This window comes from Streptomyces sp. NPDC091412 (assembly GCF_044756885.1).
Classification (GTDB): Bacteria; Actinomycetota; Actinomycetes; order Streptomycetales; family Streptomycetaceae; genus Streptomyces.
Genome location: NZ_JBIVTV010000010.1, coordinates 144298 through 171096 on the forward strand (window position 1 = coordinate 144298; position 26799 = coordinate 171096).

General features: G+C 73.6%; 24 protein-coding genes. 14 read left to right on the top strand and 10 right to left on the bottom strand.

Going from position 1 to position 26799, the window contains the following annotated elements; genetic code table 11:
- Positions 1-290: 290 nt before the first annotated feature.
- The 4 genes from ACIQMV_RS24035 (at position 291) to ACIQMV_RS24050 (ending at position 5033) form a co-directional block, all read left to right on the top strand.
- Positions 291-1721: a PAS domain-containing protein gene (locus ACIQMV_RS24035; RefSeq protein ID WP_402595388.1), complete on the top strand. Its 1431-nt coding sequence runs from the start codon at positions 291-293 to the stop codon at positions 1719-1721.
- Between the two features lie 419 nt (positions 1722-2140).
- Complete coding sequence (locus ACIQMV_RS24040; RefSeq protein WP_141360210.1) at positions 2141-2833, top strand: metal-dependent transcriptional regulator; 693 nt, start codon at positions 2141-2143, stop codon at positions 2831-2833.
- A 455-nt stretch (positions 2834-3288) separates the two neighbouring features.
- Positions 3289-4191 (top strand): alpha/beta fold hydrolase, encoded by a 903-nt coding sequence (locus ACIQMV_RS24045; RefSeq protein WP_141360211.1) that lies wholly within the window; start codon positions 3289-3291, stop codon positions 4189-4191.
- Positions 4188-5033, top strand: a complete 846-nt coding sequence (locus tag ACIQMV_RS24050; protein ID WP_402595391.1) for a class I SAM-dependent methyltransferase — start codon at positions 4188-4190, stop codon at positions 5031-5033. Before ACIQMV_RS24045 ends, ACIQMV_RS24050 begins: the two co-directional genes overlap by 4 nt.
- Positions 5034-5045: 12 nt before the next feature.
- On the opposite strand, the gene ACIQMV_RS24055 is transcribed toward ACIQMV_RS24050, so the two are convergent.
- The 3 genes from ACIQMV_RS24055 to ACIQMV_RS24065 all read right to left on the bottom strand — a co-directional run bounded on the left by ACIQMV_RS24055 (position 5046) and on the right by ACIQMV_RS24065 (position 8253).
- Entirely contained in the window at positions 5046-6656 is a 1611-nt protein-coding gene (locus tag ACIQMV_RS24055) for a transporter (protein WP_253266135.1), read from the bottom strand.
- On the bottom strand, positions 6653-7450 hold the full coding sequence (locus ACIQMV_RS24060; RefSeq protein WP_402595393.1) for an ABC transporter ATP-binding protein: 798 nt from the start codon (positions 7448-7450) through the stop codon (positions 6653-6655). Before ACIQMV_RS24060 ends, ACIQMV_RS24055 begins: the two co-directional genes overlap by 4 nt.
- 128 nt (positions 7451-7578) lie before the next feature.
- Complete coding sequence (locus tag ACIQMV_RS24065; RefSeq protein WP_402595395.1) at positions 7579-8253, bottom strand: bifunctional DNA primase/polymerase; 675 nt, start codon at positions 8251-8253, stop codon at positions 7579-7581.
- 328 nt (positions 8254-8581) lie between these two features.
- On the opposite strand from ACIQMV_RS24065, the gene ACIQMV_RS24070 reads away from it, so the two are divergent.
- The gene (locus ACIQMV_RS24070) at positions 8582-9967 is read left to right on the top strand and encodes a transcriptional regulator (RefSeq protein WP_402595396.1); all 1386 of its coding nucleotides are present in this window, start codon (positions 8582-8584) and stop codon (positions 9965-9967) included.
- Positions 9968-10155: 188 nt separating this feature from the next.
- Complete coding sequence (locus ACIQMV_RS24075) at positions 10156-11808, top strand: hypothetical protein (protein ID WP_402595397.1); 1653 nt, start codon at positions 10156-10158, stop codon at positions 11806-11808.
- 22 nt (positions 11809-11830) lie between these two features.
- Here ACIQMV_RS24075 and ACIQMV_RS24080 read toward each other — a convergent pair whose 3' ends face one another.
- On the bottom strand, positions 11831-13132 hold the full coding sequence (locus ACIQMV_RS24080; protein WP_401777458.1) for an ABC transporter substrate-binding protein: 1302 nt from the start codon (positions 13130-13132) through the stop codon (positions 11831-11833).
- 117 nt (positions 13133-13249) lie between these two features.
- On the opposite strand from ACIQMV_RS24080, the gene ACIQMV_RS24085 reads away from it, so the two are divergent.
- Positions 13250-13750: a hypothetical protein gene (locus ACIQMV_RS24085; RefSeq protein ID WP_141360218.1), complete on the top strand. Its 501-nt coding sequence runs from the start codon at positions 13250-13252 to the stop codon at positions 13748-13750.
- A gap of 46 nt (positions 13751-13796) precedes the next feature.
- On the top strand, positions 13797-14681 hold the full coding sequence (gene purU / locus ACIQMV_RS24090; protein WP_402595399.1) for a formyltetrahydrofolate deformylase: 885 nt from the start codon (positions 13797-13799) through the stop codon (positions 14679-14681).
- A 43-nt stretch (positions 14682-14724) separates the two neighbouring features.
- On the opposite strand, the gene ACIQMV_RS24095 is transcribed toward purU, so the two are convergent.
- Complete coding sequence (locus tag ACIQMV_RS24095; RefSeq protein ID WP_402595401.1) at positions 14725-15888, bottom strand: maleylpyruvate isomerase N-terminal domain-containing protein; 1164 nt, start codon at positions 15886-15888, stop codon at positions 14725-14727.
- The gene (locus ACIQMV_RS24100; protein ID WP_225074653.1) at positions 15885-16466 is read right to left on the bottom strand and encodes an RNA polymerase sigma factor; all 582 of its coding nucleotides are present in this window, start codon (positions 16464-16466) and stop codon (positions 15885-15887) included. The genes ACIQMV_RS24095 and ACIQMV_RS24100 overlap by 4 nt, the downstream gene beginning before the upstream one ends.
- 416 nt (positions 16467-16882) lie before the next feature.
- Here ACIQMV_RS24100 and ACIQMV_RS24105 point away from each other — a divergent pair, with 416 nt between their 5' ends.
- The 3 genes from ACIQMV_RS24105 to ACIQMV_RS24115 all read left to right on the top strand — a co-directional run bounded on the left by ACIQMV_RS24105 (position 16883) and on the right by ACIQMV_RS24115 (position 19121).
- Entirely contained in the window at positions 16883-17251 is a 369-nt protein-coding gene (locus ACIQMV_RS24105; protein WP_401777469.1) for an STAS domain-containing protein, read from the top strand.
- Between the two features lie 143 nt (positions 17252-17394).
- Positions 17395-17907, top strand: coding sequence for an EF-hand domain-containing protein (locus tag ACIQMV_RS24110; protein ID WP_141360223.1), 513 nt, complete (start codon positions 17395-17397; stop codon positions 17905-17907).
- Between the two features lie 704 nt (positions 17908-18611).
- Entirely contained in the window at positions 18612-19121 is a 510-nt protein-coding gene (locus ACIQMV_RS24115; protein ID WP_402595521.1) for an ATP-binding protein, read from the top strand.
- 381 nt (positions 19122-19502) lie between these two features.
- Here the strand turns inward: ACIQMV_RS24115 and ACIQMV_RS24120 are convergent, their stop codons facing one another.
- The gene (locus ACIQMV_RS24120) at positions 19503-20519 is read right to left on the bottom strand and encodes a GlxA family transcriptional regulator (protein ID WP_402595404.1); all 1017 of its coding nucleotides are present in this window, start codon (positions 20517-20519) and stop codon (positions 19503-19505) included.
- Between the two features lie 71 nt (positions 20520-20590).
- Between ACIQMV_RS24120 and ACIQMV_RS24125 the strand changes: the two genes are divergently transcribed.
- Positions 20591-21904, top strand: a complete 1314-nt coding sequence (locus ACIQMV_RS24125) for an MFS transporter (protein ID WP_402595406.1) — start codon at positions 20591-20593, stop codon at positions 21902-21904.
- 41 nt (positions 21905-21945) lie between these two features.
- Here ACIQMV_RS24125 and ACIQMV_RS24130 read toward each other — a convergent pair whose 3' ends face one another.
- Positions 21946-23160: a flavin-containing monooxygenase gene (locus tag ACIQMV_RS24130; protein WP_402595408.1), complete on the bottom strand. Its 1215-nt coding sequence runs from the start codon at positions 23158-23160 to the stop codon at positions 21946-21948.
- Between the two features lie 141 nt (positions 23161-23301).
- On the opposite strand from ACIQMV_RS24130, the gene ACIQMV_RS24135 reads away from it, so the two are divergent.
- Positions 23302-23904 (top strand): GNAT family N-acetyltransferase, encoded by a 603-nt coding sequence (locus tag ACIQMV_RS24135; RefSeq protein WP_402595410.1) that lies wholly within the window; start codon positions 23302-23304, stop codon positions 23902-23904.
- A gap of 40 nt (positions 23905-23944) precedes the next feature.
- Positions 23945-24823, top strand: coding sequence for a GNAT family N-acetyltransferase (locus ACIQMV_RS24140; RefSeq protein ID WP_402595412.1), 879 nt, complete (start codon positions 23945-23947; stop codon positions 24821-24823).
- Between the two features lie 6 nt (positions 24824-24829).
- On the opposite strand, the gene ACIQMV_RS24145 is transcribed toward ACIQMV_RS24140, so the two are convergent.
- On the bottom strand, positions 24830-25495 hold the full coding sequence (locus ACIQMV_RS24145) for a pyridoxal 5'-phosphate synthase (protein ID WP_402595414.1): 666 nt from the start codon (positions 25493-25495) through the stop codon (positions 24830-24832).
- Between the two features lie 32 nt (positions 25496-25527).
- Entirely contained in the window at positions 25528-26733 is a 1206-nt protein-coding gene (locus tag ACIQMV_RS24150; protein ID WP_402595416.1) for a WxL protein peptidoglycan domain-containing protein, read from the bottom strand.
- Positions 26734-26799 lie beyond the last annotated feature (66 nt).

Below are 26799 nucleotides of genomic sequence, written 5' to 3' on the forward strand. Positions count from 1 at the left end.
CCGGCCCGCCTGACATGGACTGCGCGCCGTGTACGGATCGGTCCGGCCCGCCTGACCTGGACTGCGCGCCGTGTACCGATCGGGCTGGCCCGGCCCGACCCGGCCTTCGGCCGGCCCGGACCGCACGCGCGCGTCCACGGCGTCGATCCCGGCACACGGGAATTTCCCCGGACGGCAATTCCTTCAATGTTCTGGGAACCCGGTGTGTGCTGGGTCACGTTCCAGTTGAATGATGGGCAGTGAGCGAAACGACGCGCCGTACGTGCGGACGCAGCCTGCAGGGGGTCCAGGTGAGTGCTTCCCGGCGTAGTGGGACCACCGACGAGCTGGGGCCGGACGAGCCCGAGCCGGAGCGGGACGGTCCGCGAGGCTTTGACACCCACGGCGGCTCCGACCTGCTGGCCGCCCTCCTCGACGGCATGGACGCGGCCCTGTGCGCCTTCGACGCCGACGGCGTCCTCACCCACTGGAACCGCGAGGCCGAGCGCATCCTGGGCTGGACCGCCGCCGAGGCCGTCGGGCGGCACGGCTTCGCCGGCTGGGCCGTGCGCAGCGCGGACGCCGAGGAGGTCGAGGGGCGGCTGATGTCCGCCATGCACGCCCCCGGACGCCAGGTGCACGAGTTCGCGCTGCTCACCAAGGACGGCGGCCGCGTCCTGGTGCGGACCCAGTCCGCGGCCGTGCACGGACCCGACGGCAAGCCCGCCGGCCTGTACTGCGCCTTCAGCGAGGTGCACGCGCAGATCGACCTGGAGCGCTCCATCGCGCTCAGCGAGGCCCTGTTCGAGGACGCCTTCTGGGGGGTCGTCCTCGTCGACGCCGACCTGCGGCCCGCCGTCGTCAACGCCTACGCCGCCCAGGCCCTCGGCACCGGCCGCACCGCCGCCCTGGGCCGGCCGCTCGGCGAACTGCTCACCCAGGGCCTGGAGGAACTGGAGAGCGCGCTCACCCACGTCCTGGCCGAGGGCGCCCCGCCCGCCCCCGCCGAGTTCTGGGTGGGCGTACGCACCCCGGAGGGCGACCGGCGGCGCTGCTGGCGCAGCGGATTCGTCCGGCTCTCCTCCCCGCTCGCCGAGGAACCGGTACCGCTCGGCGTCGCCTGGCTCTTCGCCGACGTCACCGAGGCCAAGCAGGGCGAGCAGGAGGCCGCGCTGCTGCGGTTCCGCACCAACCAGCTGCACCGGGCCGCCCACGCCGCCGCCGAGTGCGAGGACCCGGCCGAGGCCGCCACCGTCCACCTCGACTTCGCCCTCGCCGGTTTCGCCGACCACGCCCTGATCGACCGTGTGGCGGGCGGCACCGCCCCGGCCGACCACGAGACGGCGGCCCCGGTCCGGTTGGTCCGCGTCGCGGCCACCCCCTCCGGCGGCCCCGGGCCCAGCCTGCTGACCGGGCAGGCCGGGCTGCCGGTCCGCTACGGCACGGGACACCCCGCCCTCCAGTGCGTCGACCGCATCGGCTCCGTACGGGCCTCCGTCGGGGCCGTACCCGCCGACCGGGCGCGTGAGTGGGCCGAGGCCCGGCAGTGGCCGGGCGACGCCGTGCACGCCCTATGCGCGGTGCTGCGCAGCCGCGGCCGCACCCTCGGCGTCGTGACCTTCCTGCGCGGCTCCGGCCGCACCCCCTTCGAGCGCGCCGACGCGGCCTACGCCGAGGACGTGGCCGCACGCATCGCCGCGGGCCTGGACCTGGCGCTCCTGGCGAGGGACGGCCGCGCCTGACCGCACGGGGGCGGCCTTGCCGCGACGGCACGCGCGTCCCGCGAAAAAACCTGTTGAGTATCGCCGGTCCGCTTCCTAAGGTGTTGTGCACACACGAAGGGAGGTGATCCGGTAGATGAGTGAGACCCGGACGCGTGAGGTGGCTGCGGGCTAGCGGCCCGTCACCCCACCCTGTGCGGTGCCGGACCAGCGCGTGACAGAGACGTGCGGCCGGCCCAATTTCAAGCAGTCACCCGACCCGCGAGCTGCCGGTACGTCCGGCCGGCTCCTCCGCCGAGGCGGAGGGACCCAGCTCGCGGGTCGTCTGCGTTTCGCGCGGGCCGCCCGGTTGTCAGTGGGATGCGTCAGAATTGACTCCAGGGCCAGCGCACGCGCCGGGGAGCCGCCGGGCCTCCGGCCGAGGTAATCGAGGGGCACGTATGTCCGGACTGATCGACACCACGGAGATGTATCTCCGCACCATCCTCGAGCTGGAGGAGGAAGGCGTCGTCCCCATGCGCGCCCGGATCGCGGAGCGCCTGGACCAGAGCGGGCCGACGGTGAGCCAGACGGTCGCGCGGATGGAGCGCGACGGACTTGTCTCGGTGGCCAGCGACCGGCATCTGGAGCTCACGGGCGAGGGCCGCCGGCTGGCCACGCGCGTGATGCGCAAGCACCGGCTCGCCGAGTGCCTGCTGGTCGACGTGATCGGCCTGGAGTGGGAGCAGGTGCACGCCGAGGCCTGCCGCTGGGAGCACGTGATGAGCGAGGCCGTCGAGCGCAGGGTGCTGGAGCTGCTGCGGCACCCGACCGAGTCGCCGTACGGCAACCCGATCCCGGGCCTGGAGGAGCTGGGCGAGAAGGACGGCGCCGACCCGTTCCTGGACGAGGGGATGGTGTCGCTGGCCGACCTGGACCCGGGGGCCGACGGCAAGACGGTGGTCGTCCGCCGGATCGGCGAGCCGATCCAGACGGACGCGCAGCTGATGTACACGCTCCGCCGCGCGGGCGTGCAGCCCGGCTCGGTGGTCAGCGTGACGGAGTCGGCGGGCGGTGTGCTGGTCGGCAGCAGCGGCGAGGCGGCGGAGCTGGACACGGAGGTCGCCTCCCACGTCTTCGTCGCCAAGCGCTGAGCGGCCCGCCCGTCCGGGCCGGCCGTCCCCCGTCCGTGGTTCAGCGCGTCGAAGGGCAGCGCGTGGGCGCCGGGCGTGCGAGGCTGTCGCGAGAGGCATAGGGCTTGAAGGGGTGGGGGAGAATGTGGCGGAGATGTGGGGAGAGCCCCGGCGCCGTGCGGCGCCGGGGCCTGTCCTCCCCTTCGACGACCCGGAGCCCCGAGCTCTCAGGGTCGTCCCCCTCGGACCCCTTTTCCCCGAGTGGTCCGCCTCCCGTTGAAGATCTCCCCAGGGGGGCGGCGATCAATCCTGGCCAGGTGTCACTCGAACGAGGGGTGTTGGTGACGGAGTCACCACTTTCGAATAAGTATTCGATAGCCTGAGTGTCTGCGCATCAGGGCCCCGGGGCCCGCGCTCCAGAATGTGCACGACGGCATACGGAAGCTGAACACGGTTCCAGGGGGGTGCCAGGACCAATGGTGCGGCGCATCGACGTGACCGGGTCGGGCGGTGTACGGCTCGCTGCCTGGGAGTTCGCCGAGCCCCCGAAGGCCGTGCCGGGGCAGGTGAGGGAGCGGACACCGGTCGGGTCCGGCGCCGGACCCGACCGGACCGACGGAGTGCTGTTACTGCACGGTCTCATGGGCCGTGCCTCGCACTGGGCCGCCACCGCCCGCTGGCTCTCCGGGCGGCATCGCGCCGTCGCCCTCGACCAGCGCGGGCACGGCCAGAGCGAGAAGCTGCCGCAGGCCGCCTACGGCCGCGAGGCCTACGTGGACGACGCCGAGGCCGCCCTCGAACAGCTCGGGCTCGGCCCGGCCGTCGTCATCGGGCACGCGATGGGCGCGCTGACCGCCTGGCAGCTCGCCGCCCGCCGCCCCGACCTGGTGCGCGCCGTGATCATCTGCGACATGCGGGCCTCCGCACTCGGCGCCGCCTCCCAGCGGGAGTGGGAGGACTGGTTCCGGGCCTGGCCGGTGCCGTTCGCCGCCCTCGCCGACGTACGGAAGTGGTTCGGCGAGGACGATCCCTGGGTGGAACGCCCGAACCCGGCACGCGGCGCGTTCTACGCCGAGGTCATGCACGAGAGCGCGGACGGCTGGCGTCCCGTCTTCGAACCGCAGCAGATGCTGACCTCCCGCGAGGCCTGGGTGTACGACGCCCACTGGGAGGAGCTGGCCCAGGTCCGCTGCCCGGCCCTCGTGGTCCGGGGCCTGGACGGCGAACTCGGCCGGGCCGAGGCCCAGGAGATGGTCCGTGTCCTGCCGCGCGGGGAGTACGCGGAGGTGGCCGACGCCGGTCACCTCGTCCACTACGACCAGCCGGAGGCCTGGCGCACGGCCATCGAGCCGTTTCTGGAGGCGGTGCTCACGGGATGAGTGCCGCTCCCACGCCCCTCGCCGTGCCGACGGCCGTCCAGGAGGCGTTCCTGAAGGCCTTCCACGCCGAGCGCCCGGCGGTCACCGCGGACGCCTTCCTCGCCGGGCGGGCGCCCGACGGGCGCTCCAGCTACGAGATCCTGAGCGACCGGGTGGCCGGAGCCCGGCGGGTTCTGGACCTCGGCTGCGGCGATGGCGTACTGCTGGACCTGCTGGCCCGCACCGAGGGGCGGCGGCTCGCCGGTGTGGACCTCTCGCCGGAGGCGCTGGCCCTGGCGCGGCACCGCCCGTCCCTGCGTGCCACCGCGCTGGCCCAGGCCAGGGCACAGGAGTTGCCCTTCGCCGGCGGGGCCTTCGACGCCTGCGTCTGCCACATGGCGCTGATGCTGATGGGCGACGTCGACCGGGTCGCGGCGGAGACGGCCCGGGTGCTGTCGCCCGGCGGTGTCCTGGCCTGCGTGGTCGGCGGCGGTCCTCTCGGCGGGGAGGCGTACGAGCTGTTCAGCGGCCTGCTGAAGGCCGCCGTCCAGCGGGCGCCCGCCGAGCAGCGCATTCCGCCGCTGGGAGACCGCAGGACCCGCAGCCACGAGGGGCTCGGCGCGATCCTGGAGCCGGCCGGATTCGGCGCTCCGGACCGGGAGACCGTCCCGATCGACCTGAGCGGACCGGTGGACCAGGTCTGGGCGGCGCTTTCCGGCATTTACGACGTCGGACCGCTCGACCCGGCCGCCGTCTCCCGGCTGCGGGAGAGCTTCGTGCGGGAGGCGGCCGGGCTCGCCGGGCCGGACGGGCGGGTCCCGTGCGGCTTCACCGTCCACGTGGTGACCGCCCGCCTGCGCTGAGCGGCCCGCGCCTCAGCCCTTGCTGACCGCCGTGAGGATCTCCGGCAGCCGGGCCGCCGTGCGCGGAGCCGCCAGGCGCAGGCCCAGCAGGGTGATCGCCGCCCCGTACGCCGCGCCCACCGGCAGCAGCAGCCGGCTCCAGCTGTCGCCGGTGGCGCTGACGTTCGACCAGATGACGAGGACGATGAACGGCGCGCACAGCAGGGCCGCCGCGACCATGCCGCCGAAGATGGAGACGAAGGCGAGACCGGCCTGACCGGGGGCCACGTTCTTGTGGCCCTCCTGCGGGATGGAGTACGGGAAGCGGGCCGACGTCCACGCCCCGGTCGCCAGCATCGCGCCGAGCAGGGCGAAGGACAGGCCGAGCACCTCCGGCAGCCGGCGCCACTCGCCGAGCAGGCCCGCCGTCAGCACCGTGACCAGGGTGGCGTACGGCAGGGTGATCAGCAGCAGGGCCAGCGCCCGCGCGCGCAGCTCGACGTAGGCGTCCCGCGGGGCCGAGATCGTCAGCGCGACCAGCCAGAACGCGGAGGTGTCCTGGCCGAACTGGTTGTACATCTGGATGCCGAGCATGCCCGCGGCGAAGCAGGCGAAGTACGGCGAACCGGTGCCCTGGACCGCGTTGAACACCGGCACGATCAGCCCGATGGCCAGCGAGGTCACCCAGGCCGCCTTGGTCTTCGGATCGCGCCAGACGTAGCGCAGGCTGCGCTCCATGACGGTGCCGGTGCGGCCGGCCGGCAGCCACCGCGCCAGGCCGCCGCCCACCCGGGCCCGGCCGCGCGCGGGAGCGTCGACGGCTTGCAGGGTCGAGGAGTCGGGCGAGGTCATCAGCCCGGTCAGGCTGCGCGCCCACACCGCCAGCAGGGCGGCCAGGGCGGCCGCGGTCAGCGCGAGCTGGGCCACCGCGACGCCGTAGGAGCCCTTGCTCGCCGAGTCCACCGCGCCCACCGCCGAGGCGGGCGGCAGCCACCGCAGCACGTCCGCCACCGGGTCGAGCCGGCCCAGGCCCGCCGAGCCCAGGCGCTGCATGCCGAAGTTGACGACCTGCGCCCCGATCGCGATGACCAGTCCGCTGAGCACCGCGAGGTCCCGTCCCTTGCGGCTGGTCAGCAGCCGGATGTTGGCGGTCGCCACGGCCCGCGCGAGGGCCACGCACACCAGCAGCGTGAGGACGAGGGCGAAGACAGCGACGACGGACGCGGCCGCCCCGCGCGCCACCGAGATCACACATCCCACCAGCAGCAGCACCGTGAACAGCGGCCCGATGCCGACCAGGGACGCCGCGAGCAGCGCGCCGACCAGCGGCCGCGGCCGCAGCGGCAGCATCACCAGGCGGGTCGGGTCGAGGGTCTCGTCGCCGCTCGGGAAGAACAGCGGCATCACGGCCCAGCCCAGCGCCAGCACGGCCACGCCCAGGACGGCCACGGAGGCGATGTGCGCGTGGCCGCGCAGCGCGATCAGGCCGGTCATCTGCAACGCGGCGAACAGCAGCGCGACGACGGCCGAGGCGATGAACGCGGCACGCCGCCCGGCGGACTGCCTGAGCCCGTTGCGCAGCAGCGACAGCTTCAGGCGTACGACGACGGGCGTGATCGACGGGGCCCGGGTGCCGGCGCTCACCGGGAACCGCCGCCCAGCCAGTCCAGGTCGGAACCGGCGTCCCGGCTCCGCGCGCCGACGAGTTCGAGGAAGGCCTGCTGAAGGGTGGGAGCGTCGCCGCGCACCTCGGCGAGGGTGCCCTGGGCTCGGATGCGGCCGGCGGCCATCACGGCCACCCAGTCGCACAGGGACTCGACCAGTTCCATGACGTGCGAGGAGAACACGACGGTGGCGCCGGAGCCGGTGTACCGCTCCAGGACGCCGCGGATGGTCTGCGCGGACACCGGGTCGACGCCCTCGAACGGCTCGTCGAGGAAGAGGACTTCCGGGTTGTGGAGAAGAGCGGAGGCGAGCCCTATCTTCTTGCGCATGCCGGTCGAGTAGTCGACGACGAGCTTGTGCTGGGCGCCGGCGAGGTCCAGCACGTCCAGCAACTGCGTGGCCCGCCGGTCCACCTCGTCCCCCGGCAGCCCGCGCAACCGCCCGGAGTACGACAGCAGTTCGCGGCCCGACAGCCGCTCGAAGAGCCGCAGCCCCTCGGGCAGCACGCCGATCCGCGCCTTCACCGCCACCGGGTCCCGCCACACGTCGTGCCCGACGACCTCGACGGTGCCCTGGTCGGGCCGGAGCAGTCCGGTCACCATGGAGAGCGTGGTGGTCTTCCCGGCCCCGTTGGGCCCGACCAGCCCGATGAACTTCCCGGCGGGCAGTTCGAGATCGATCCCGGCGACGGCGACCTGCTGCCCGAACCGCTTCCAGAGCCCCTGCACGCGTACGGCGCTTGTACCCACTGCGACTGCTCCCTCCGTCAGCATGAACCCTACGGGGGAACACCCTGCCCGAGGGGTGCGGGACCGCGCTGATCTGCGGCTCCGCCGGGCCAGGGTCCAGGGCGGGCCGCCACGCGGGACCGGCGGATGCCGGGGAGCGCGTACCGGAACGGCTAACGGTCCCTGCCGCACGCGTACGCCAGCGGTGGGACCAGTTCCCCGACGTCCGGCAGCCAGCGATTGGCCGGTGTCGGCCGGCAGGCCCACTGCACCGCCCGCGAGCCGCACCGCGTGGGCGGCGCCACCACGTAGGCGCCCTCTCCGAGGGCGGCCAGGTCGAGCGAGGCCGGCGACCAGCCCAGCTTCCGTACGAGGTCCGGCAGTTTCACGGACGTGCCCGGCAGCACGAAGAACTGCATCCGCCGCTCGGGGGTCAGGATCACCGGGCCCAGCGCCGACCGCATCCGCTCCAGCCGGGCCAGCGCGAGGAACCCGGCCGTCTCCGGCACGGAGACCGCGTCGAACGTACGGCCCGTGGGCAGCAGGACCGACGCCGTCGGCTGCTGCTCCCACATCCGGCGCGCCGTGCTCGCGCTGCCGGTCGCCAGGGACGCCCATCCCTCGTGCACCGGATGCGCGCCGGGCGCAGTGCACCGCGGGTCCCCGCAGGAGCAGCGCTGCACCCCGCCGACCGCCACCAGCCAGGTGCCGGGGAACACGTCCCAGTGGCGTTCCTCGGTGTAGCGAACGGCTGTCTCCAGCAGCGACTCCCCGCGCTGCTGGGGAATGTGACCGGCCACCAGACCGGCGCTCTGTGCGGCTTCCGCGCCCGCGATCTTCTCTTCCACGCCCCACTCAACTGCCGCGCCCACCTGGAGTTACGGGCGGGTCTGGTGGTCGGACGCGCCGGGGAGGAGCACCCCCTCGGTGCCCGGGGCGCATGGGTGCATGGGTGGGGGCGCGCAGGAGGATCTGCGGCGGTCGCTGGGTAGTTCGGTGGGGGGCGGTATTCGCCTTCACCCCGGCAATCCTCACATGTCCCGCATTTTCGGTTTGTCCACGGGGCATCGATCTTCACGGCCGGAGTTTTCCGCCGGGGCGCGGATCGCGTCCGGCCGCGCAAGAGCCGTCAACTCGGTGCGCGGGCAGGCACCGCAGCTTCAGGGGGTTAACGCCATGGCCGCCAGGCCTCTCGTCGCGCGGCAGCCGAACGAACGGCTGCAGGCGCTCATCCAGGAAGCGGGCTGCTCGAACGCCGGGCTGGCCCGCAGGGTCAACATGTGCGGCGCCGAGCACGGTCTCGATCTGCGCTACGACAAGACGTCGGTGGCACGCTGGCTGCGCGGACAGCAACCGCGCGGCCGGGCACCGGCGATCATCGCCGAGGCGCTCGGCCGCAAGCTCGGCCGTACGGTCACGATCGACGAGATCGGCATGGCCAACGGCAAGAACCTTGCCTCGGGCGTGGGTCTCCAGTTCTCGCCGACGGTGCTGGGAGCCATCGAGCAGGTCTGCGAGCTGTGGCGCAGCGACGTGGGCCGCCGGGACTTCCTGTCCGGCTCCGCCGTCGCCGCCTCCGCGCTGGTCGAGCCGAGCCGTGACTGGCTGATCTCCGCGCCGGACCCGCAGGTGGCGCGGGCGGCGGGGTCGCGGGTGGGCCAGTCCGACGTGGCCGCCGTACGGGCCATGACACAGGCGCTGGTCGACCTGGACCACAGTCACGGCAGCGGGCATGTACGCCCGGTGGTCGTGCACTACCTCAACAGCGTCGTCTCCGGGCTGCTCGCCGGCTCCTACCGGGAGGCGGTGGGCCGCGATCTGTTCGCCGAGGTCGCCCGACTCACCGAGCTGGCCGGGTACATGGCCGTCGACACCGGCCAACCGGGCCTGGCCCAGCGGTACTACATCCAGGCGCTGCGGCTCGCCCAGGCGGCCGGGGACCGCGGCTACGGCGGCTATGTGCTGGCCGCCTCCATGAGCCATCTCGCCGCGCAGCTCGGCAACCCGCGGGAGATCGCGCAGTTGGCGCGTGCGGCGCAGGAGGGCGCGCGCGGTCGTGTGACGCCGCGCGCGGAGGCGATGTTCCACGCGGCCGAGGCGCGGGGGCACGCCCTCATGGGCGATACGCGGGCGGCCCAGCTGTCCGCCGGGTGGGCGGTGAGCGCGCTGGAGGCCGCCCGGCCGCACTCCGGGGACGACCCGGCGTGGATCGCGCACTTCGACGAGGCGTATCTCGCCGACGAGTTGGCGCACTGCCACCGGGACCTGGGGCAGGCGGAGGCGGCGGCGCGGGCGGCGGAGGAGTCGCTGGCCGGGCATCCCGCGGCGCGGGCGCGGCGGCGGGCCATCGGCTATGTGCTGCTCGCCACAGCGCAGGTGCAGCAGCGGGAGGTCGAACAGGCTTGCAGCACCGGCCTGAAGGCGGTGGAGCTGCTGCGGACGCTGCGGTCCAACCGGGGCGCGGAGTACCTGGAGGACTTCCAGCAGCGCCTGGAGCCGTTCCGGGACGAGCCGGTGGTAAGGGAGTTCGGGGCACGGCTGGAGACGCGGGTGGCGGCGTGACCGCGCGTCCGTGTTCTCCCTTCTCCTGTTCTTCGTGAGACCTGGGACATCAACAGCGTGCCGCGGGCGGGTTTTGTTACTGCCGTCACAGGGAAGGAGGTCTCGTCCCCTGCTGCGTGGCACGGGGCTCGGGGGACCCGGTAGCGTGAGCCGACGATTCCGAAGGTCCCCCATTCGTAGGAGTCCCGGTGACGCAGAGTGGACAGGGCGAGGAGCCCTCGGCGCGACCCGCGCACGAAGGCATCGTGCTGCCCTCCGACGGCGGTGAGCCCTTGCTGCCGGGCATGACCGGCGGTTCGGGCGGCCATCCGACCGGAGTGCGGCCGGGCGGTCAGGCCCCGGCGGCGGCCCCGGCCGGCGCTCAGGCCTGGGGCCAGCCGTGGGGTCCCGACCAGCAGCAGCCCCCGCAACAGGACCAGGGCTGGCAGCAGGGCTGGGGCTCTCCGGAGCCGTACCAGCAGCAGGGCCAGTGGGACGCGCAGGGCCAGGCCCCCCAGCACCCGGGCGCGGGCCCCCTGCCCCCGGAGAACGCCCCGTCCCACGGCACCCCGTCGTACCAGCAGCCCGGCGCCGATCCCTACGGCGCCCCCGCGCACCCCGGGCACGGGCTGCCGCCCGCCGGTGCCGACCCCTACGGTGCCTCCGGCCACTCCGTATCGCACGGCGCTCCCGCGCACGGGCTGCCGCCCGCCGGCGCCGACCCGTACGGCGTCCCCGGCCACTCCGTACCGCAGGGCGCGGCGCACGGGATGCCGGGCGGCGACGAGGGAGCGACGCAGTACATCCCGCCGGTTCCCGGTGGATCCGCGGCCGAAGGAGCCACCCAGTTCCTGCCGCCCATGACAGGCGCGGCGGTGGACGAGGGGGCGACACAGTTCATCCCGCCGGTGGGGCCGGGTGCCCTGCCGCCGGAGGCGTCCGGCGGCGGGCCGGCCCCGTACCCGGGCCAGATACCCCAGGGCGCCGCGCCCGGTCACCACCCCGACGCCGAGGCGACGCAGTTCATCGCGCCCGTGGACGCCCAGGGGGGCGGGCGGCAGACGCCCGCCGAGTTCGACAACCTCTTCCGCAGCGACGCCGGCGGCGCGGCCCCGGCGACCCAGCAGCTGCCCCTGATCCAGCAGGGCCCGCCCGACCAGCCCCAGGCCCGGCCCGCGTCCGCCCCGCCCGGCGGGTACGACGGCGACGGCGGCCGTGGAGGCCGCCGCACCGGCTCGCGGGTGCCGGTGATCGCGGCCGTGGGCGTCGGGATCGCCGTCCTCGGCATCGGCGCCGGGGCACTGCTCAGCGGCGGCGACGGGGACGGCGACAGCGGCGACAAGAACACCACCGTCGCGGCCACCGCGCCCGTCACTGAGGATGCCTCTCCCTCGCCCGCCGCCGACCCGGCCCGGGCGCAGGCGGTCGAGCTGGACAAGCTGCTGGCCGACAGCGGCAGCAGCCGCGCCTCCGTGATCAAGGCGGTGGCCGACGTCAGGAACTGCGACAACCTCGGCCAGGCGGCCTCCGACCTGCGCAACGCGGCCGAGCAGCGCAAGGGCCTGGTCACCCGCCTGGGACAGCTGTCCGTCGACCAGCTCCCCGCCCACGCCGAGCTGACGGCGGCCCTCAACAAGGCCTGGAAGGCCTCGGAGTCGGCCGACCTGCACTACGCGGCCTGGGCCGACCAGGCCCACGGCAAGAAGGTGTGCAAGAAGGGCCACGCCCGGGACACGGGTGAGACCCGGGCCGGCAACCGCGAGAGCGGCGTCGCCACCTCGGAGAAGGCCAAGGCCGCTCAGCTGTGGAACACGATCGCGAAGACGTACGGCCTCACCCAGCGCCAGCCGACCCAGCTGTAGGAGCCGGCCGGCGCGGTGCGGCTCAGCCGGCGTCCTCGAGCGTCTTCGCCACGTTGACGAATCCCTTCGCGGCCGGCACCAGCCGGCCCTGCCGCACCCTCTGAAGGGAGACGTCGGCGTTGGTGAGGCGGGCGAGACCGGTGGCGGCGAGCAGGTCGGAGTGGCGCCACCGCAGCGGCGTGGTCAGCCCGCCGGTGCGGACCTCCAGCCCGCCGTCGAGGGCGCGCCGGACGGAGGAGGCGCTCACCTCCCCGTCGCCGATCTGCTCGAGGACGGCCCGGAGCACCGTGTAGGCGATCCACGTGGTCTGCACTCCGGCGTCCTGGGGATCGACGCGGTTGTCGCCGAAGGCCGCCTCGTTGATCACCTTCTTCATTCCGTCCCAACGCGAGTCGCTCGCCACCGGGTACCAGCCGGTGAGGTACGACCCCTCGTACGGGCCGGACCGCCCGCCGCCGGCGTCGATCACGGTCTGGTCGACGCTGCCGAGCACGGCGGCGGTGCGCACCTGCGGATAGGCGTCGCGCGCGCGGCGGAAGGAGTCCATGAAGATGTTCGTGCGCTCCCCGAGGGCGGGGATCACGCAGCCCGTCCGCGCCGGGTCGGCGCTCGCCTGCCGCAGTGCCAGATCGGCCTGGCCCAGGTACTCGGTGGCGTCCTCGGCGGCCCGCTGGTCGTGGGCCGGTTCGTGGCCGCCGGCCCGCAGTCCCGCGTTGAGCAGTCCGGGCAGCTCGTCGCCCGCGATGGTGTCGGGCCGTACCAGCGTGACCGGGCCGCAGTGCGCGGCGAGCTCCTTGCCCAGACCGGCCAGCAGGGCGGGCTGGCCGCCGTTGACGGGGTAGGACAGGGCGCGGGTGAACTCGGTGGTGGTGACGCCGTAGCCGCCGATGTACGGGATGCCGGCGCTCTCCAGGGGCGGGAAGAAGGAGTCGCTGTACTGGCTGTACGAGCCCACGACGGCGACCGCGTTCTCCTTGACGGCGCGCCGGGCGCACTTCGCCGCGGCCACGCTGTCGTTGCCTTCGTTGCAGGTCAGGACCTTGAGCTTGCGGCCGGCGATACCGCCGTGGGAGTTCACCCAGCGGGCGTAGGCGCGGGCCATGGCGGGCATGCCGGGCTTGTTGGTCGCCCGGGTGTTCTCCGGCGCCCACGTCATCACGGTGACGGAACCGCCCCCGGAGCCCCCCGTGGCACCGGGGACGATGCCGCAGCCGGCGGCGAGCGAGGCACACGCCAGGAGAGCCCAGGCCGGCAGCAGGGTTCTTCTCACGGACCGGGTGAGGGTGGGGAGGAATGTGCCACGGGAGCTTCGCCTGCCGGTCATGCTCACGCACGATTCCGTCACATCACCAACCCGTTGATGACTCTCGGTCAATGAGTGGTGACGTATGGGTGAATTACGGGGGCAGGTGGGGCCCCTGGGGCGGGGAACGTACGATCGATGACCGTGCAAGGTTCGGAGAACTCTTCCCGTCGCGGCCGTCGCTCCTCCACCATGGGCGGCATGCCACTCAACGACATGCCGTGGTGGCGCTGGCGCAGCAATGTGCGCTCCGCGCTGCACATGCTCTCCGACCCGGTGTTCCAGCGGGACGTCTGGCTGGCAGGCGTCGAAGGGTACGGCGACGTGACCGACGCCGTCTACCGCCTGGTCGAGGACACCTGGCTGGACAACTGGTCCGCCGAGAAGTACATCGGCACGATCTTCCGGGACTCCCAGGAGGCGGCGCTCGTCGACACCGCGGTCCTGCGGGTGCTGCGCATCATGCACCAGGTCGGTCCGGACGCGCCGGTGTCCGCCTACCTCGACCATCACGCCTGGCCGGAGGCGGTGCGGGCGGCCCGTGACGCGCATGTGCGCCTCGCGGCGAGCGACGGCGACGAGCCGGACACGCCGCCCCGCAGCCTGGAGGTGCTGCGGATCATGACACGGTCCGCTTAGCGGACGACGGGCCCCGCACGGGCCCGGACGTGAGACCCTGTCCCGCATGAGCGAGCAGTCCTCCCGCGCCGCCGCGGCGCAGGCCGAACAGTACGTCCTCATCCTCTCCTGCCCGGACAAGCAGGGCATCGTGCACGCGGTGTCCAGCTACCTGTTCATGACGGGTTGCAACATCGAGGACAGCCAGCAGTTCGGCGACCACGACACGGGACTGTTCTTCATGCGGGTCCACTTCTCGGCCGACGCGCCGGTGACGGTGGACAAGCTGCGCGCCAGCTTCGCGGCGATCGGCGACTCCTTCGGAATGGACTGGCAGATCCACCGGGCCGACGAGAAGATGCGCGTCGTGCTGATGGTCAGCAGGTTCGGGCACTGCCTGAACGACCTGCTCTTCCGCGCCCGGATCGGCGCGCTGCCGGTGGAGATCGCGGCGGTGGTGTCCAACCACACCGACTTCGCCGAGCTGGTGGGGTCGTACGACATCCCCTTCCACCACATCCCGATGACCAGGGAGACCAAGTCCGAGGCCGAGGAACGGCTGCTCGAGATCGTGCGCGAGGAGAAGGTCGAACTGGTCGTCCTCGCCCGTTACATGCAGGTCCTCTCCGACGACCTGTGCAAGCAGCTCAGCGGCCGGATCATCAACATCCACCACTCCTTCCTGCCGAGCTTCAAGGGCGCCAAGCCGTACCACCAGGCGCACGCCCGGGGCGTGAAGCTGATCGGAGCGACGGCGCACTATGTGACCGCCGACCTCGACGAGGGCCCGATCATCGAGCAGGAGGTCGAGCGGGTGGGCCACGACGTCGACCCGGACCAGCTGGTCGCGATCGGCCGGGACGTGGAGTGCCAGGCGCTGGCGCGCGCGGTCAAGTGGCACGCGGAGCGCCGGATCCTGCTGAACGGCCGCCGGACGGTGGTCTTCGCGTAGCGCGGCCCGGGGAGGCCGCCCGCGATGCCGGCCGGCGGCGGTCTCACATGCGGCTGAGCGCCGCCGCCGCGCACAGCACGTCCCGGATCGCCTCACGGTCGCCGACCTGACCGGCCGCCGCCTCCCGCGGGGCCACGTGCCCCGCCGCCAGCCGGCAGAACTCCACGCCGTCCAGCGCCACATGGGCCACCTCGTGGTCCGCGGATCCCATCGCTCCGGGCGAGTCGAGCGGGATCAGCCACTGGCCGCCGCCCAGCCCCTCGACCTCCAACCGCAGACTGCGCCCGGGTTCGCCCGCGGTCACCAGGTGCCGGGCGCGGGCGGGGGAGGCGAGCCCGGCCCGCCGCCGGGCGGCCAGCACACCCGGCAGCATCCGGGCGGCGAGGTCGATCATGCGGTGCAGATGGCGCGGGGCCGGCGGGTCGTACGGGTAGTCCACCGCCTCCGCGATGTCCTCGGCGTGCACCCAGCACTCGAAGGCGCGGTCCAGCATCGCGTCGGGCAGCGGCAGTTCGAAGGCGCCGTACGGCACCGAAGGTTCCTTCGCGCCGTTCGCGGCGAAGGAGACCGTCCGTACCAGGGCGTGCGTCTGCTCCCGCCACGGCGTCCGCACCGAACGTGCCGGCGGGGAGTGCGCGGCCCGCCAGTACGCCTCGGTGCGCTCCGCGGGGGTGGGGCCGTCCGCGGCGGTGGTCGCGTCGCCGAGCGGGTCGTCCAGGCCGAGTGCCACCGCGACCAGCCCGTCGACGCTCATCAGATGCGCGATGACCCCGGCGACGGTGGTGTGCCGGCTGGTGGCGTCCTCGCCCTCGAACCAGCGCAGCCGCACCGGCGCGTGCCACTCGGAGTCGCCTATGTCCTGGAGCAGCGCGTCCAGGCGCGCGGTCTCCGCGTCGTAGGGCGCCGCCCAGCCGGGCACCGGGAGGTGCGGCGGCCGCCGTTCGAGACAGCTCTCCAGGACCCGTGTGCGCAGCCCCGGGTCCAGGTCGAGGGTGTCGGGCCGGTGCAGCAGCCCGACCGCCTCCCGCAGCCCCAGCGCCTCCTCCGCGCAGTCGCCGCACTCGCCGAGGTGCTCCTCCACGGCCGCCGTCTCCTCCGGCGAACACGCGGCCAGCGCCCATGCCCCGAGCAGCGACTTCAGCACGGGATGTTCCAGCACACCCCGGTCCTTCGGCTCCGCCGGTTCCGGGGGGTCGTTCCAGGTCATGCGGCGCCTCCGTAGCCGGAGGGCGCGTCGGGGGTGTCCGTGTGATGGGCGGTGGAGAGGAGCTGGAGGCCCAGGCGGAGGCGGCGGCGGGCCTCGTCCTCGGTGACGCCGAGGTCGGCGGCGGTCTGCCGGTAGTCGCGGCGCTGGAAGTAGGCCAGTTCCAGGGCGGCGCGCAGTGGGGCCGGCATGGCGTGGACGATGTAGTCGGCGCGGGCGGCGGCGGAGGCGCGGCACACCCTGTGCTCCAGTTCCTCGGCGGAGCCCGGCCCGCCGCGGGCCAGCGCGGCGGTCTCGGTGGTGCGCAGCCGCCGCACGGCGAGCCGGTGGGTCAGCCCGGCCACCCAGGCGCGCAGCGGGCCCTGCCGGGGGTCGTAGGCGTCGGGGTGCTCCCAGACGTGGGCGAACACCTCGCGGGTGATCTGGTCGGCGGCCCGCTCGTCGCCCAGGACCCGGTGGGCCAGACCGTGCACGAGCGAGGCGAAACGGTCGTAGAGCTCACCGAGGGCGGCCGCCTCTCCGCGCACGAGCCGCTGCTGCATCCCGCGGTCCCAGTGGGGCGGTGAGTCCTTCTTCGCCATGCGGCCCCCTCCGCGCCCGGCCGTGCCGCGACCTGCGTCCCGGTTCGTTCCCGTCCGGCGTGTGTGTCCAGCGTGTCCGACGTGGTCTCCCCGAATGTAGTCGGCATGCCCGACAGCGCACGCCCCTTTATGACAATGCGCGCCCCCTGAAGAGCCGCTGGTGGTAGGGGAAGCCAGGAGTGTTATGACCTTTGTCAGGTGACTTGACCCTTCTGTCCCGCCTGGTCTTTCGCTTTCAGGTCAACTCAGATCGAACACGACCGAAGGTGACCGAAACAAGCCCCTGACCGAACGGTCTCGGTTTGCTCCACGGCGTTTGAGGGAACGGCCGCTGGGCAGCCGCGCGGAAAGAAGCGTAGGGACTGGTTCCGTTTCCGAGCGGTTCCGGGGAAGTTCCGGCTGACGGAGGGCGGGCCGTGGCGTTCAAGGTGACCGACGACGAACAGGGCGGGTGGAGCGTGCTCCGGGTCGCCGGCGAACTGGACCTCGTGACCTCGCCGGTGCTGCGCCAGAGAGTGCACGAGGTGGTGGCCCAGGGGCGTCACGACCTCGTCCTGGACCTCTCCGAGGTCTTCTTCTGCGATTCCAGCGGCGTCGGCGTGCTCATCGCCGCCCGCCGTCTGATCCGCTCCTGCCAGGGCCGGCTGCGCCTGATACTCCCGGCCCGCGGCGCGGTCGACGGCTCCCACGTCAACCGGGTCCTCGGCGCGCTCGGTGTCCGGCGCCTCTTCGACGTCTATCCGGACGTCGCGGCCGCGGTGGACGACGAGCCGCTGTCCGCCTGACCGGCCGGCCCTCGCGAGTCGAGCGCCGCTGTCCCGGAATTCCCCCGGTCTTGGCACAACCGTGGTTTTGGTGCCCCGGGCCGCTCTTCCCGTCGTACGCTCCCTGCCAGACGCAACCCCACACGTAAGGCGGCCCGTAAGACATGGTCAGCAGCGAGTACGAGCGCAGGATCGCGGCGCGGTTCGCCACCTTCGACCAGGACGGCAACGGCTACATCGACCGCGAGGACTTCATCGTGGCGGCCCGCTCGCTGCTCGCCGAGTTCGCCACCGCCGCCCGCTCCGACAAGGGCCAGGCCCTGTACGCGGGCGCGGAGGCCTTCTGGCAGGGCATGGCCGGGATCGCCGACCGCGACGGCGACCAGCGCATCACCCGGGAGGAGTTCGTGACAGGCGCGGTCAAGCGCCTGCGCGACAACCCCGAGCGGTTCGCCGAGATCGCCCGTCCCTTCCTGCACGCCGCCCTGGCCGTCGCGGACGCCGACGGCGACGGCGCCGCCACCATCGAGGACACCGTGCGTGTGCTCCGGGTGCTCGGCGTGCCCGAGGGGGCCGCCCGGCCCATCGCCGCCGCGCTCGACACCGACGGCGACGGCAGGGTGGGCGAGCAGGAGATCGTGCCCGCCCTCGCCCGCTACTTCACCGTCCCCGAGTAACACTCCCCCCACCACAGCCGAACAGCCCCCGAACAGCCGGTACTTGAGCCCCCTTCGCGGCGCCTCAAGCCGCGGAGGCCGTTGCCGTGCGTGCGTAGCGGCCGGGTTGTGCAACACGCCCGGGCGCGTGAGCAGTTCGGAGCGCCGATCGGTGCCTTCCGGGCCGTGCGGCAGGCCGCGGCCCAGGCCGCCGGCGGGCCTCGCGGACATCGACGCGGCCCGGCCGCCCGCGCACGGGACCGCCGCGTGTCGTGCCCGCCTGTCGTGCCGCGTGCGGTGGCATCGGCGGTCCGGGACGGCTCCGCCGACGTGGTCTCCCGGGCGCGAATGTCACCGATCGTGGCACTGCTTCATCACGGAGCGTTGATGTCGGGTGGTGTCCCGCGCGCGACTCGTCACGTCCCGGAGTCGCCGTCGTGCTCGGGTACCTTGTGTGGGATGCGAGTGGTTCCGAGCCCGAGCCATCCCATGACGAGCGTCGCACAGTATGCCGCACGGGTACTCCTTCGCGCTGGAATATGCCCGAAGCGCTTGTTGCGGTGACGGTACGTCAACCATGCTGTCTCCCAAGGGAGTCACGTTCCGTGACCCTTTGCTCTGGCTGTTGTTCTGGCCATGCAGAAAATGGCTACGATCGTGGCCTCGTGAGGCGCGAGGCTGTGTGTCCGCCGGTTCGGATGGTGTGAGCGGTGCAGGTGCTTCAAGTGCAGCTGGAGATCCGGCCCGACCCCGCGGAGGTGGGGCGGGCCCGGCGTTGGGCCCGCTCCCGGCTCGCCGGGTCGGGGATAGCGGCGGACGAGCCGCTCGCCGAGACCCTGGTCCTGCTCGTCTCCGAACTGGTCACCAACGCCGTGGTGCACACCGGTTGCCCGGCCGTGCTGCGGCTGTTCCTGTCCGGGGAACCGGCCGGGGCGGCCACCGTGCGCCTGGAGGTGGCCGACGCCAGCACCCGGGCTCCCGTGCCGCGCTGCCCGGGCGACGAGTCGACCGGCGGTCGCGGCCTCGCCCTCGTCGACGGCCTCGCCGACCGGTGGGGCTGGTGCCCGGAGGGTGTGGGCAAGCGCATCTGGTGCGAACTCGACCGCTGTGCCACGGCGGTGGACGCGGCGGAGACGGCGGCGGCGAGCAACTGCGGCCGCACGGCCCCGGCGTACGAGGGCCTGGCCTACGGGGCCTACAGGACCTACGGGGGTCTGGCGTACGGGGCGGTGTAGGGCGGGTTTCCCGGTGTCCCGGCGGCGGGGCCGTGCGCCGGGACATGCTTCTGTGCGCATCCCATTGTCATGGGGCATAACGGGCAAATCGCCAAGGCGGTGTTGACGCGGCGTGTCCGCTTGATCACGCTGGTGGGCAGCGATTCGCCGCGAGGGGACGACGAGGGCTGGGGCACCGGAAGTCCTCGACGAGTGCGGGTCGTGATGTCGGCGCCGACCGGTCCCTTCAGGGTCCGAGGGGGTGGGGCCGGCGCGCCGGGATCGGAGGGCGGCGCGCGCCGCCGTGTTCGGGGCGGGCAGGGGCGCGCCGCCAGCCGGGTTCGCCCTGCCCTCCGGAGCGCCCGGATGCCTGTCCACAGGTTGTGGACAACTCGCCGGGTGTCAGGCCTCCGCCCCGGTCCGCGCGGCGGAGCCGCTCACCCGGAAGGTCCGCCGGTAGGTCGTCGGCGTCACCCCGAGCGCCGTCTGGAGATGCTGCCGCATCGACTGGGCCGTGCCGAAGCCGGCGTCCCGGGCCACCCGGTCCACGGACAGGTCCGTGGACTCCAGCAGGTGCCGGGCCCGTTCGACGCGCTGCTGGGTGAGCCACTGCCCCGGACTGACCCCGGCCTCCTCACGGAAGCGCCGGGTGAAGGTCCGTACCGACATCGCCTCCCGCGCGGCCATGTCCTGCAACCGGATGGGCTCGTGCAGGCGGCCCAGCGCCCATGCGCGCGCGGTGGTCGTGGTGGCCAACTGCGGGTCGGGCACCGGCCGGTGGATGTACTGCGCCTGACCGCCGTCGCGGTGCGGCGGCACGACGGTCCGCCGGGCCACCTCGTTGGCGACCGCGGTGCCGTGGTCGCGGCGCACCATGTGCAGGCACAGGTCGATCCCGGCCGCGACGCCCGCCGAGGTCAGCACGTCGCCATCGTCGATGAACAGCACGTCCGCGTCCACCTCGACCTGTGGGAAGACCCGCTGGAAGCGATCGGCGTCGGCCCAGTGCGTCGTGGCGCGCCGCCCGTCCAGACGCCCCGCCGCGGCCAGCACGTACACGCCCGTGCAGATGGAGGCGAGCCGGGTGCCGGGCCGGATGTGCGTCAGGGCGGCGGCCAGCTCCTCGGTCAGCACCCCCTTCTCGTAGACCGGGCCGAGTTCGTACGAGGCCGGGACGATCACGGTGTCGGCGGTGGCCAGGATCTCCGGCCCGTGCGGTACGTGGATCGAGAAGTCGGCGTCCGTGTCCACCGGCCCGGGAGGACGGATCGAGCAGGTGACGACCTCGTACAGATGCCGTCCGGCGGCGTCCACGGGCCGTCCGAAGATCCGGTGCGGGATGCCCAGCTCGAAGGGCAGCAGCCCGTCGAGGGCGAGGACGACGACGCGGTGCGCGCGGAACTCCGTGAGCCTGTCCATGGCCCGATCCTAGCGAATGATGTCCTTCGGGCCAGTGGAGGAGATCCGGCCGGTACCGGAAGCTCTATGGCGTGACCCAGACAACCGAACCCGCGTCCGCCACCGCGGCCCGGACGCCGTCCGCCCGCCGTGCGGCCCGCGTCCACCGAGCGTGGTTCGTCGCCGCCGTCACCTTCGTCACGATCACCGGCGCCGCGGCCTTCCGCTCGCTGCCCGGCCTGCTCATCGACCCGCTGCACCAGGAGTTCGGCTGGTCGCGGGGCACGATCGGCGCCGCGGTCTCGATCAACCTCGCGCTGTACGGGCTCACCGCGCCCTTCGCCGCCGCGCTCATGGACCGCTTCGGCATCCGCCGGGTGGTCGCCGCCGCGCTCACGGTGATCGCCGTCGGCTCCGGCCTGACCGTGTGGATGACCGCCGCCTGGCAGCTGTGGCTGTGCTGGGGCCTGCTGGTCGGTCTCGGCACCGGCTCGATGGCGCTCGCCTTCGCGGCGACGGTCACCAACCGCTGGTTCACCGTGCGGCGCGGCCTGGTCACCGGCATCCTCACCGCCGCCTCCGCCTCCGGCCAGCTGATCTTCCTGCCGTTCCTGTCCTGGACCGTCCAGTCGCACGGCTGGCGCCCGGCCGCGGTCACGGTGTCGCTCGCGGCCCTCGCCGTCGTCCCCTTCGTCTGGCTGCTGCTGCGCGACCATCCGGCGGACGTGGGCGTCAAGCCGTACGGCGCCGACGAGTTCGTACCGAAGCCGGAGCCCGTGCCCGGGGCCGCCCGCCGCACCCTGGCCGTCCTGTCCTCGGCGGTGCGCACCGGCCCCTTCTGGCTGCTGGCCGGCACCTTCGCCATCTGCGGCGCCTCCACCAACGGCCTGATCCAGACCCACTTCGTGCCCGCCGCCCACGACCACGGCATGCCCATCACGGCGGCCGCCTCGCTGCTCGCGGTCATCGGCGTGTTCGACGTGGCCGGCACGATCGCCTCGGGCTGGTTCACCGACCGCTTCGAACCGCGCCGCCTGCTGGCCGTGTACTACGCGCTGCGCGGTGTCTCGCTGCTGTTCCTGCCGATGCTGCTCGCGCCGAGCGTGCACCCGCCGATGATCTTCTTCATCGTCTTCTACGGCCTCGACTGGGTCGCCACCGTGCCGCCCACCCTCGCCCTGTGCCGGGAGCACTACGGCGAGGACAGCGCGATCGTCTTCGGCTGGGTGCTCGCCTCCCACCAGGTCGGGGCGGCGCTGGTCGCCTACCTCGGCGGTCTCGCGCGGGACGTCTTCGGCTCCTACGACGTGGTCTGGTACGCCTCGGGCGCGCTGTGCGCCGCGGCGGCCCTGATGGCGCTGGTGATCAGGCGGCGGCCGACGGTTTTGAGCCCCGCGGCCGTGTGAGGCGTCCGGCGGCAACGCTTCCGGCAGGGCGTCGGGGATCGTCAGTCCGGCAGCCGGGAGACCCGGCGGCCGCCCTTGCGGGCGCTCTCCTTCGCGATGGCCCCGGCGATCCTCTCGGCGTCCAGCGCCAGTTCGCGGAGCATGCCGCTGATGGGGTTGGTGAAGCCGGTGAAGTACAGGCCGGGCGCGTTCTTCGGCGTGCGGCGGCCGCGGACGACCGGCCTGCCACGGGAGTCGAGCACGTCCAGATGGCCGACCAGCCCTTCCAGTGCGCGGACGTAGCCGGTGGCGGCGACGACGGCGTGCGGCTGGATGCGCGTGCCGTCGGCGAGGAGGACCTTGCCGCTCTCGAAGCCCTCCACGGCGGCCACGATCTCGACCCTGCCCTTGCGGACCGCGTCGACGAGACCGGCGTCCTGGACCGGGATCGAGCCCTCCTCGACCCGCGAGTACAGGCCGGTGCGGGGACGGGGCAGGCCGTGCGCGGAGAGGTCCGGCACGCTCAGCCTGGCGAGCGGTCGCGCGAGCACGTCGACGAGCCGGACCGGCAGCCGCCGTACGAGCACCCCGGTGTACTGGGCGGCCCACCCGGCGGTCGACCGGCGCACGATGTGCGGGGCGGTGCGCACCGACAGCCGTACGCGCGAGGCCCCGCCCTCCACCAGGTCCACGGCTATCTCGGCGCCGGTGTTGCCGACGCCGACGACGAGCACGTCACGCCCGGCGTACGGCTCGGCGTTGCGGTACTCGCGGGCGTGCACGAGTTCGCCGGGGCCGCCCTGGTACGTCTCCCGGCCGGACCAGTCGGGCACGCGGGGCGTGTGGTTGTGGCCGGTGGCGACGACCACCGCGCCGCCGGTCAGCTCCCGTCCGCCGGAGGCGCGCAGCAGCCAGCCGGTGCCGTCCGGCGCGGGCTCGACGCGGGAGACCTCGACGCCGGTCACGATCTCCAGCCGGTGGTGCTCGGCGTACTTCTCCAGGTACCGCACCACGTCCTCGCGCGCGACCCATCTGCCGAACCGGCGCGGCATCGGCAGTCCGGGCAGCGCGGACAGGCGCCGGGTGGTGTGCAGGCGCAGCCGGTCGTAGTGCCGCCGCCACGACGCCCCGACCCGGTCGGACTTCTCCAGGACGACCGCGCGTATCCCCCGCGCGCGCAGCGCCTGCGCGGCGGCCAGCCCGCCCGGACCGCCGCCGATGACGTAGACGGGACGGTCGGCGTGCCGCGCCGCGGAGGCGGTGGTCGAGTCGGTCATGAGCGCGAGAGTAATCGCCCATCTGGTTGATGGGTCGCGGTCAACGCGGGAATCGGTTGCAGGTTGATCACAACCGGACGACCGTATGTTCACAACTGGACGACTGTGCGGTCCGGGTGTTCGGCGGTGTCTAATGGGCCGGTGACCACCGACCTTCGTGACCCCGGGGACCTCGCGACCGTACGGACCGCGGGGCACGGGCTGCTGCTGCGCCCGTGGGACCCGGAGTCCGACGCCGACGTACGGGCGTGGCTGCGCGGCATCACCGACCCGGAGTTCCGCCGCTGGAACACACCGCTCGTGCCCGTCACGGACCTCACCGGCGCCCGCGACTCCCTGCGGGCACGGGCCGCGCGTGCGCGGGAGGGCTCGGACGCGTCCTTCGTGATCGAGGACGCCGGGAGCGCCACGACGCTCGGGCACATCGGCGTCAACGACATCCGGCCGCGGCTCGGCGTCGCGAGGATCGGCTACTGGGTCCTGCCCGAGGCCCGCGGGCGCGGGGTCGCCACCCGGGCGCTGAAGCTGGTGGCGAGCTGGGCGTTCGGCGAACTGCGCCTGCACCGGCTGGAACTGGACCACGCCGTCGGGCACGGGGCGTCCTGCCGGGTTGCCGAGCGCTGCGGCTTCCGGTGCGAGGGCACGATGCGCGGCGCGATCTTCGAGTCGGAGCGCCGCGACGCCTTCCGGGACGCGCACCTGCACGCGCGTCTGGCCACGGATCCGGAGCCGGACGCCCGCTAAATTCGCGGGCGCCGGACGGCCGTGGACGGGACCATGGGGCATGACTTCCGGGACGACCACCGATGACTGGCACCTGACCGACGACGTCGAGCGATTCTGGGCACGTGGAGGGGAGTTCCTCCGCTCGCGGCCCGCACCGCACACCGTGCACCTGACGGTGACGGAGAACCTGCGCTCGCGCGGCGCGCGGCTCTACGGGGACGCCGACCCCGAGTTCGGCCTGCTGGCCGGAGAGGGCGGGGCGGCGGGTGTGCGGGCCGCCTTCCTCCGCACGCCGCCTCATCCGGTGGTCCTCACCTCCCTGACCGAGGAGGAGGCCGCCGTGCTGGCGGCGCGGCTGGCCGGTCCCGGGCGCGAGGTGTCCGGTGTGTCGGCGGACCGCGACACCGCCGCCGCGTTCGCCGGGGCCTGGCGTCGCCTCACCGGCGCCGAGGTCTCCCTGCGGCAGCGGATGCGGCTCTACCGGCTGGGCGAGTTGACCGTGCCGCACCCGGTCCCGCCGGGCCGCGCCACGGTGGCGGGCGAGGCGGACCGGAAGCTGCTGGCCCGGTGGTACGAGGAGTTCTGCGCCGCCGTCGGCGAGACGGCCGTCCAGGACGCGGGGAAGTGGGCCGACGAGCGCGTCCGGCGCGCTGACGTCATGCTCTGGCAGGACCCGGACGGGACACCCGTCGCCATGGCGGGGACGACTCCGAAGGTCGCCGGGCAGGTGCGGGTGGCTGGTGTCTACACACCGGCGCACCTGCGGGGGCGCGGGTACGCGGGCGCCGTCACGGTCGAGGTCAGCCGCGCCGCGCGGGAGTCGGGGGCCGAGGAGGTGCTGCTGTTCACCGACCTCGCCAATCCGACCAGCAACGGCCTCTACCAGCGGATCGGTTACCGGCCGGTGTCCGATTTCGCGGTGTACGACTTCGGCTGAGCCGGGTCAGGGCCACAGCAGTTCGCGGGCCCAGCCGTCCGGCGTGCGGCGGTAGCGGAGCCGTACGTGGCGGCGCTGGGCGTCGCCCTGGAAGAACTCGGCCTCGGTGGGCCGGAGTCGGTAGAGGGTCCAGGAGGGGACCTCGGTGTCCGGGGCGCTCCGGGCCCGCTCCCAGGCCGACTCCGAGGCCCGGGCCAGCTCGTCCAGGGAGTCCAGGACCTCGCTCTGACGGCCGGTGAGGGCGGCGGCCAGGGCGCCTGTCGAGCGGGCGTGCAGGTCCGAGTGGGCCTCGTCCGGCGGGGCGACCGTGACCGGGCCCCGGACGCGGACCTGGCGCCCCTGGACCGGCCAGTAGAAGGCGAGGGCGGCGTGCGGGCGGGCGGCCAGCTGGCGGCCCTTGCGGCTGCCGGCGTGGGTGGCGAAGGACCAGCCCGCGGAGTCCGCGCCGTGCAGCATCACGATGCGGACGTCCGGCCGGCCCTCCTCGTCCGTCGTCGCCAGCGACATCGTGTGCGGCTCGGGCTGCCCGGCCGCCGCAACCTCCGCCAGCCACCGTGCGAAGAGGGGCAGCGGGGCGGCGGGTGCCGTCGCGGGGTCGAGGGCGGGCAGTTCGGTGAACTCCGGGTCCCAGACGCGAAGTGACGTCAGCAGCTCGTGAAGATCCGGTTCCATGCCCCGAGTATCGCCCCGCCCGGCACCGGAACTCAGCCCTTCTGGGCCTCCCCGGCCTTCTGGGCCCCCTGGGACTCCTCGGCCTCCTGGGCTTCCGGAGTCTCCGGGGTCTCCTGGGCTTCCGAGGTCTCCTGGGGTCCCGGGGTCTCCTGGGGTTCCCGCCCCTCCCGCGTCCCCTTCTCGCGCAGGGCCTGTTCGACCGCGTCCCGTACGCGGGCGTCCTCGCGCAGCTTGCGCCGGGCCCGGCCGCGACGGGCGCGGACGACCGCGCCGGCGATGACCGCGATCAGCAGGACCAGGAGCAGCAGCAGCGTCCACGGGACGGCCCAGCCGTGCGCGGTGGCCCGGACCGGATCGAGCGAGGTGGTGGAGCCGGACGCGTCGGTGAGCAGGGGAGTGAGGGTGGCGGTCGCGGTCAGGCTGACGCCGGGCGTCACGCCGTGCACGGGCACCTTCACCTTCCAGCTCTCGCCCGGGAGCAGCTCCGGCGGTGAGGGGATCCCGCCCGCCTCGGTCCGCAGCCATCCGAACGGGCCCGCGACCGACACCGTCTGCCGGGCCGAGAGCATGGCGTTGCCGGTGTTGTGGATCGTGTACGTGACGGTGGCGTCGCCGGCGGCGAACGGGTTGGCCGAGCCGGAGTAGTCCACGTGCAGGTTCTCGACCGCCAGGGTCGGCCGGAGGTCGCCGCCGACCCGCAGCTTGACCCGGATGCCGAGGCGCCGGTCCACGTTGATGCCCTCGGCCTCGTCGGACTGCCGCAGCGAGGTCAGGACACCGCCCACGTAGTCGCCGGGCGTGGCGTTGCCGGGAACGGTGACCGTGAAGGGGATCCGGACGGACTTGCCGGGCCGGAGCACCACGCTCTTGCGCTCGGCGTGGACCCAGGCGCCGACGCCGACGGACTTCTTGTCCCTGGTGAGCAGGTCGAGCTGGCCGGTGTCGGTCGTGAAGCCGTCGGCGGCGTAGACGGCCAGGGTCAGCGGGGACTTGCCGCGGTTGGAGACGACCAGGGCGTCCTCGACGCGTCCACCGGGGTTCACTGCGTAGCTGAAGCTGGACCGGTCGGCACCGTAGCTGTTCGGCGCCGTCCTGACCGTCCAGGTGACGTCGCCGCCCTCCGCCGCGGCCGGAGTGGCCCGCAGCCCGGTGAGGGCGAAGGCCATGAGCAGGGCCAGGGCGGCGGTGCGGACGAGGGCGGTGACCGTGGTCTTCCGGCGCGTTGCGGGCAGGGGCATCTCGGGGTCCTCGGGCGGTCTGGTGCGGGTCTGGGGTGAGCGGAGGGGGTGGGCACCGGAAGGTGC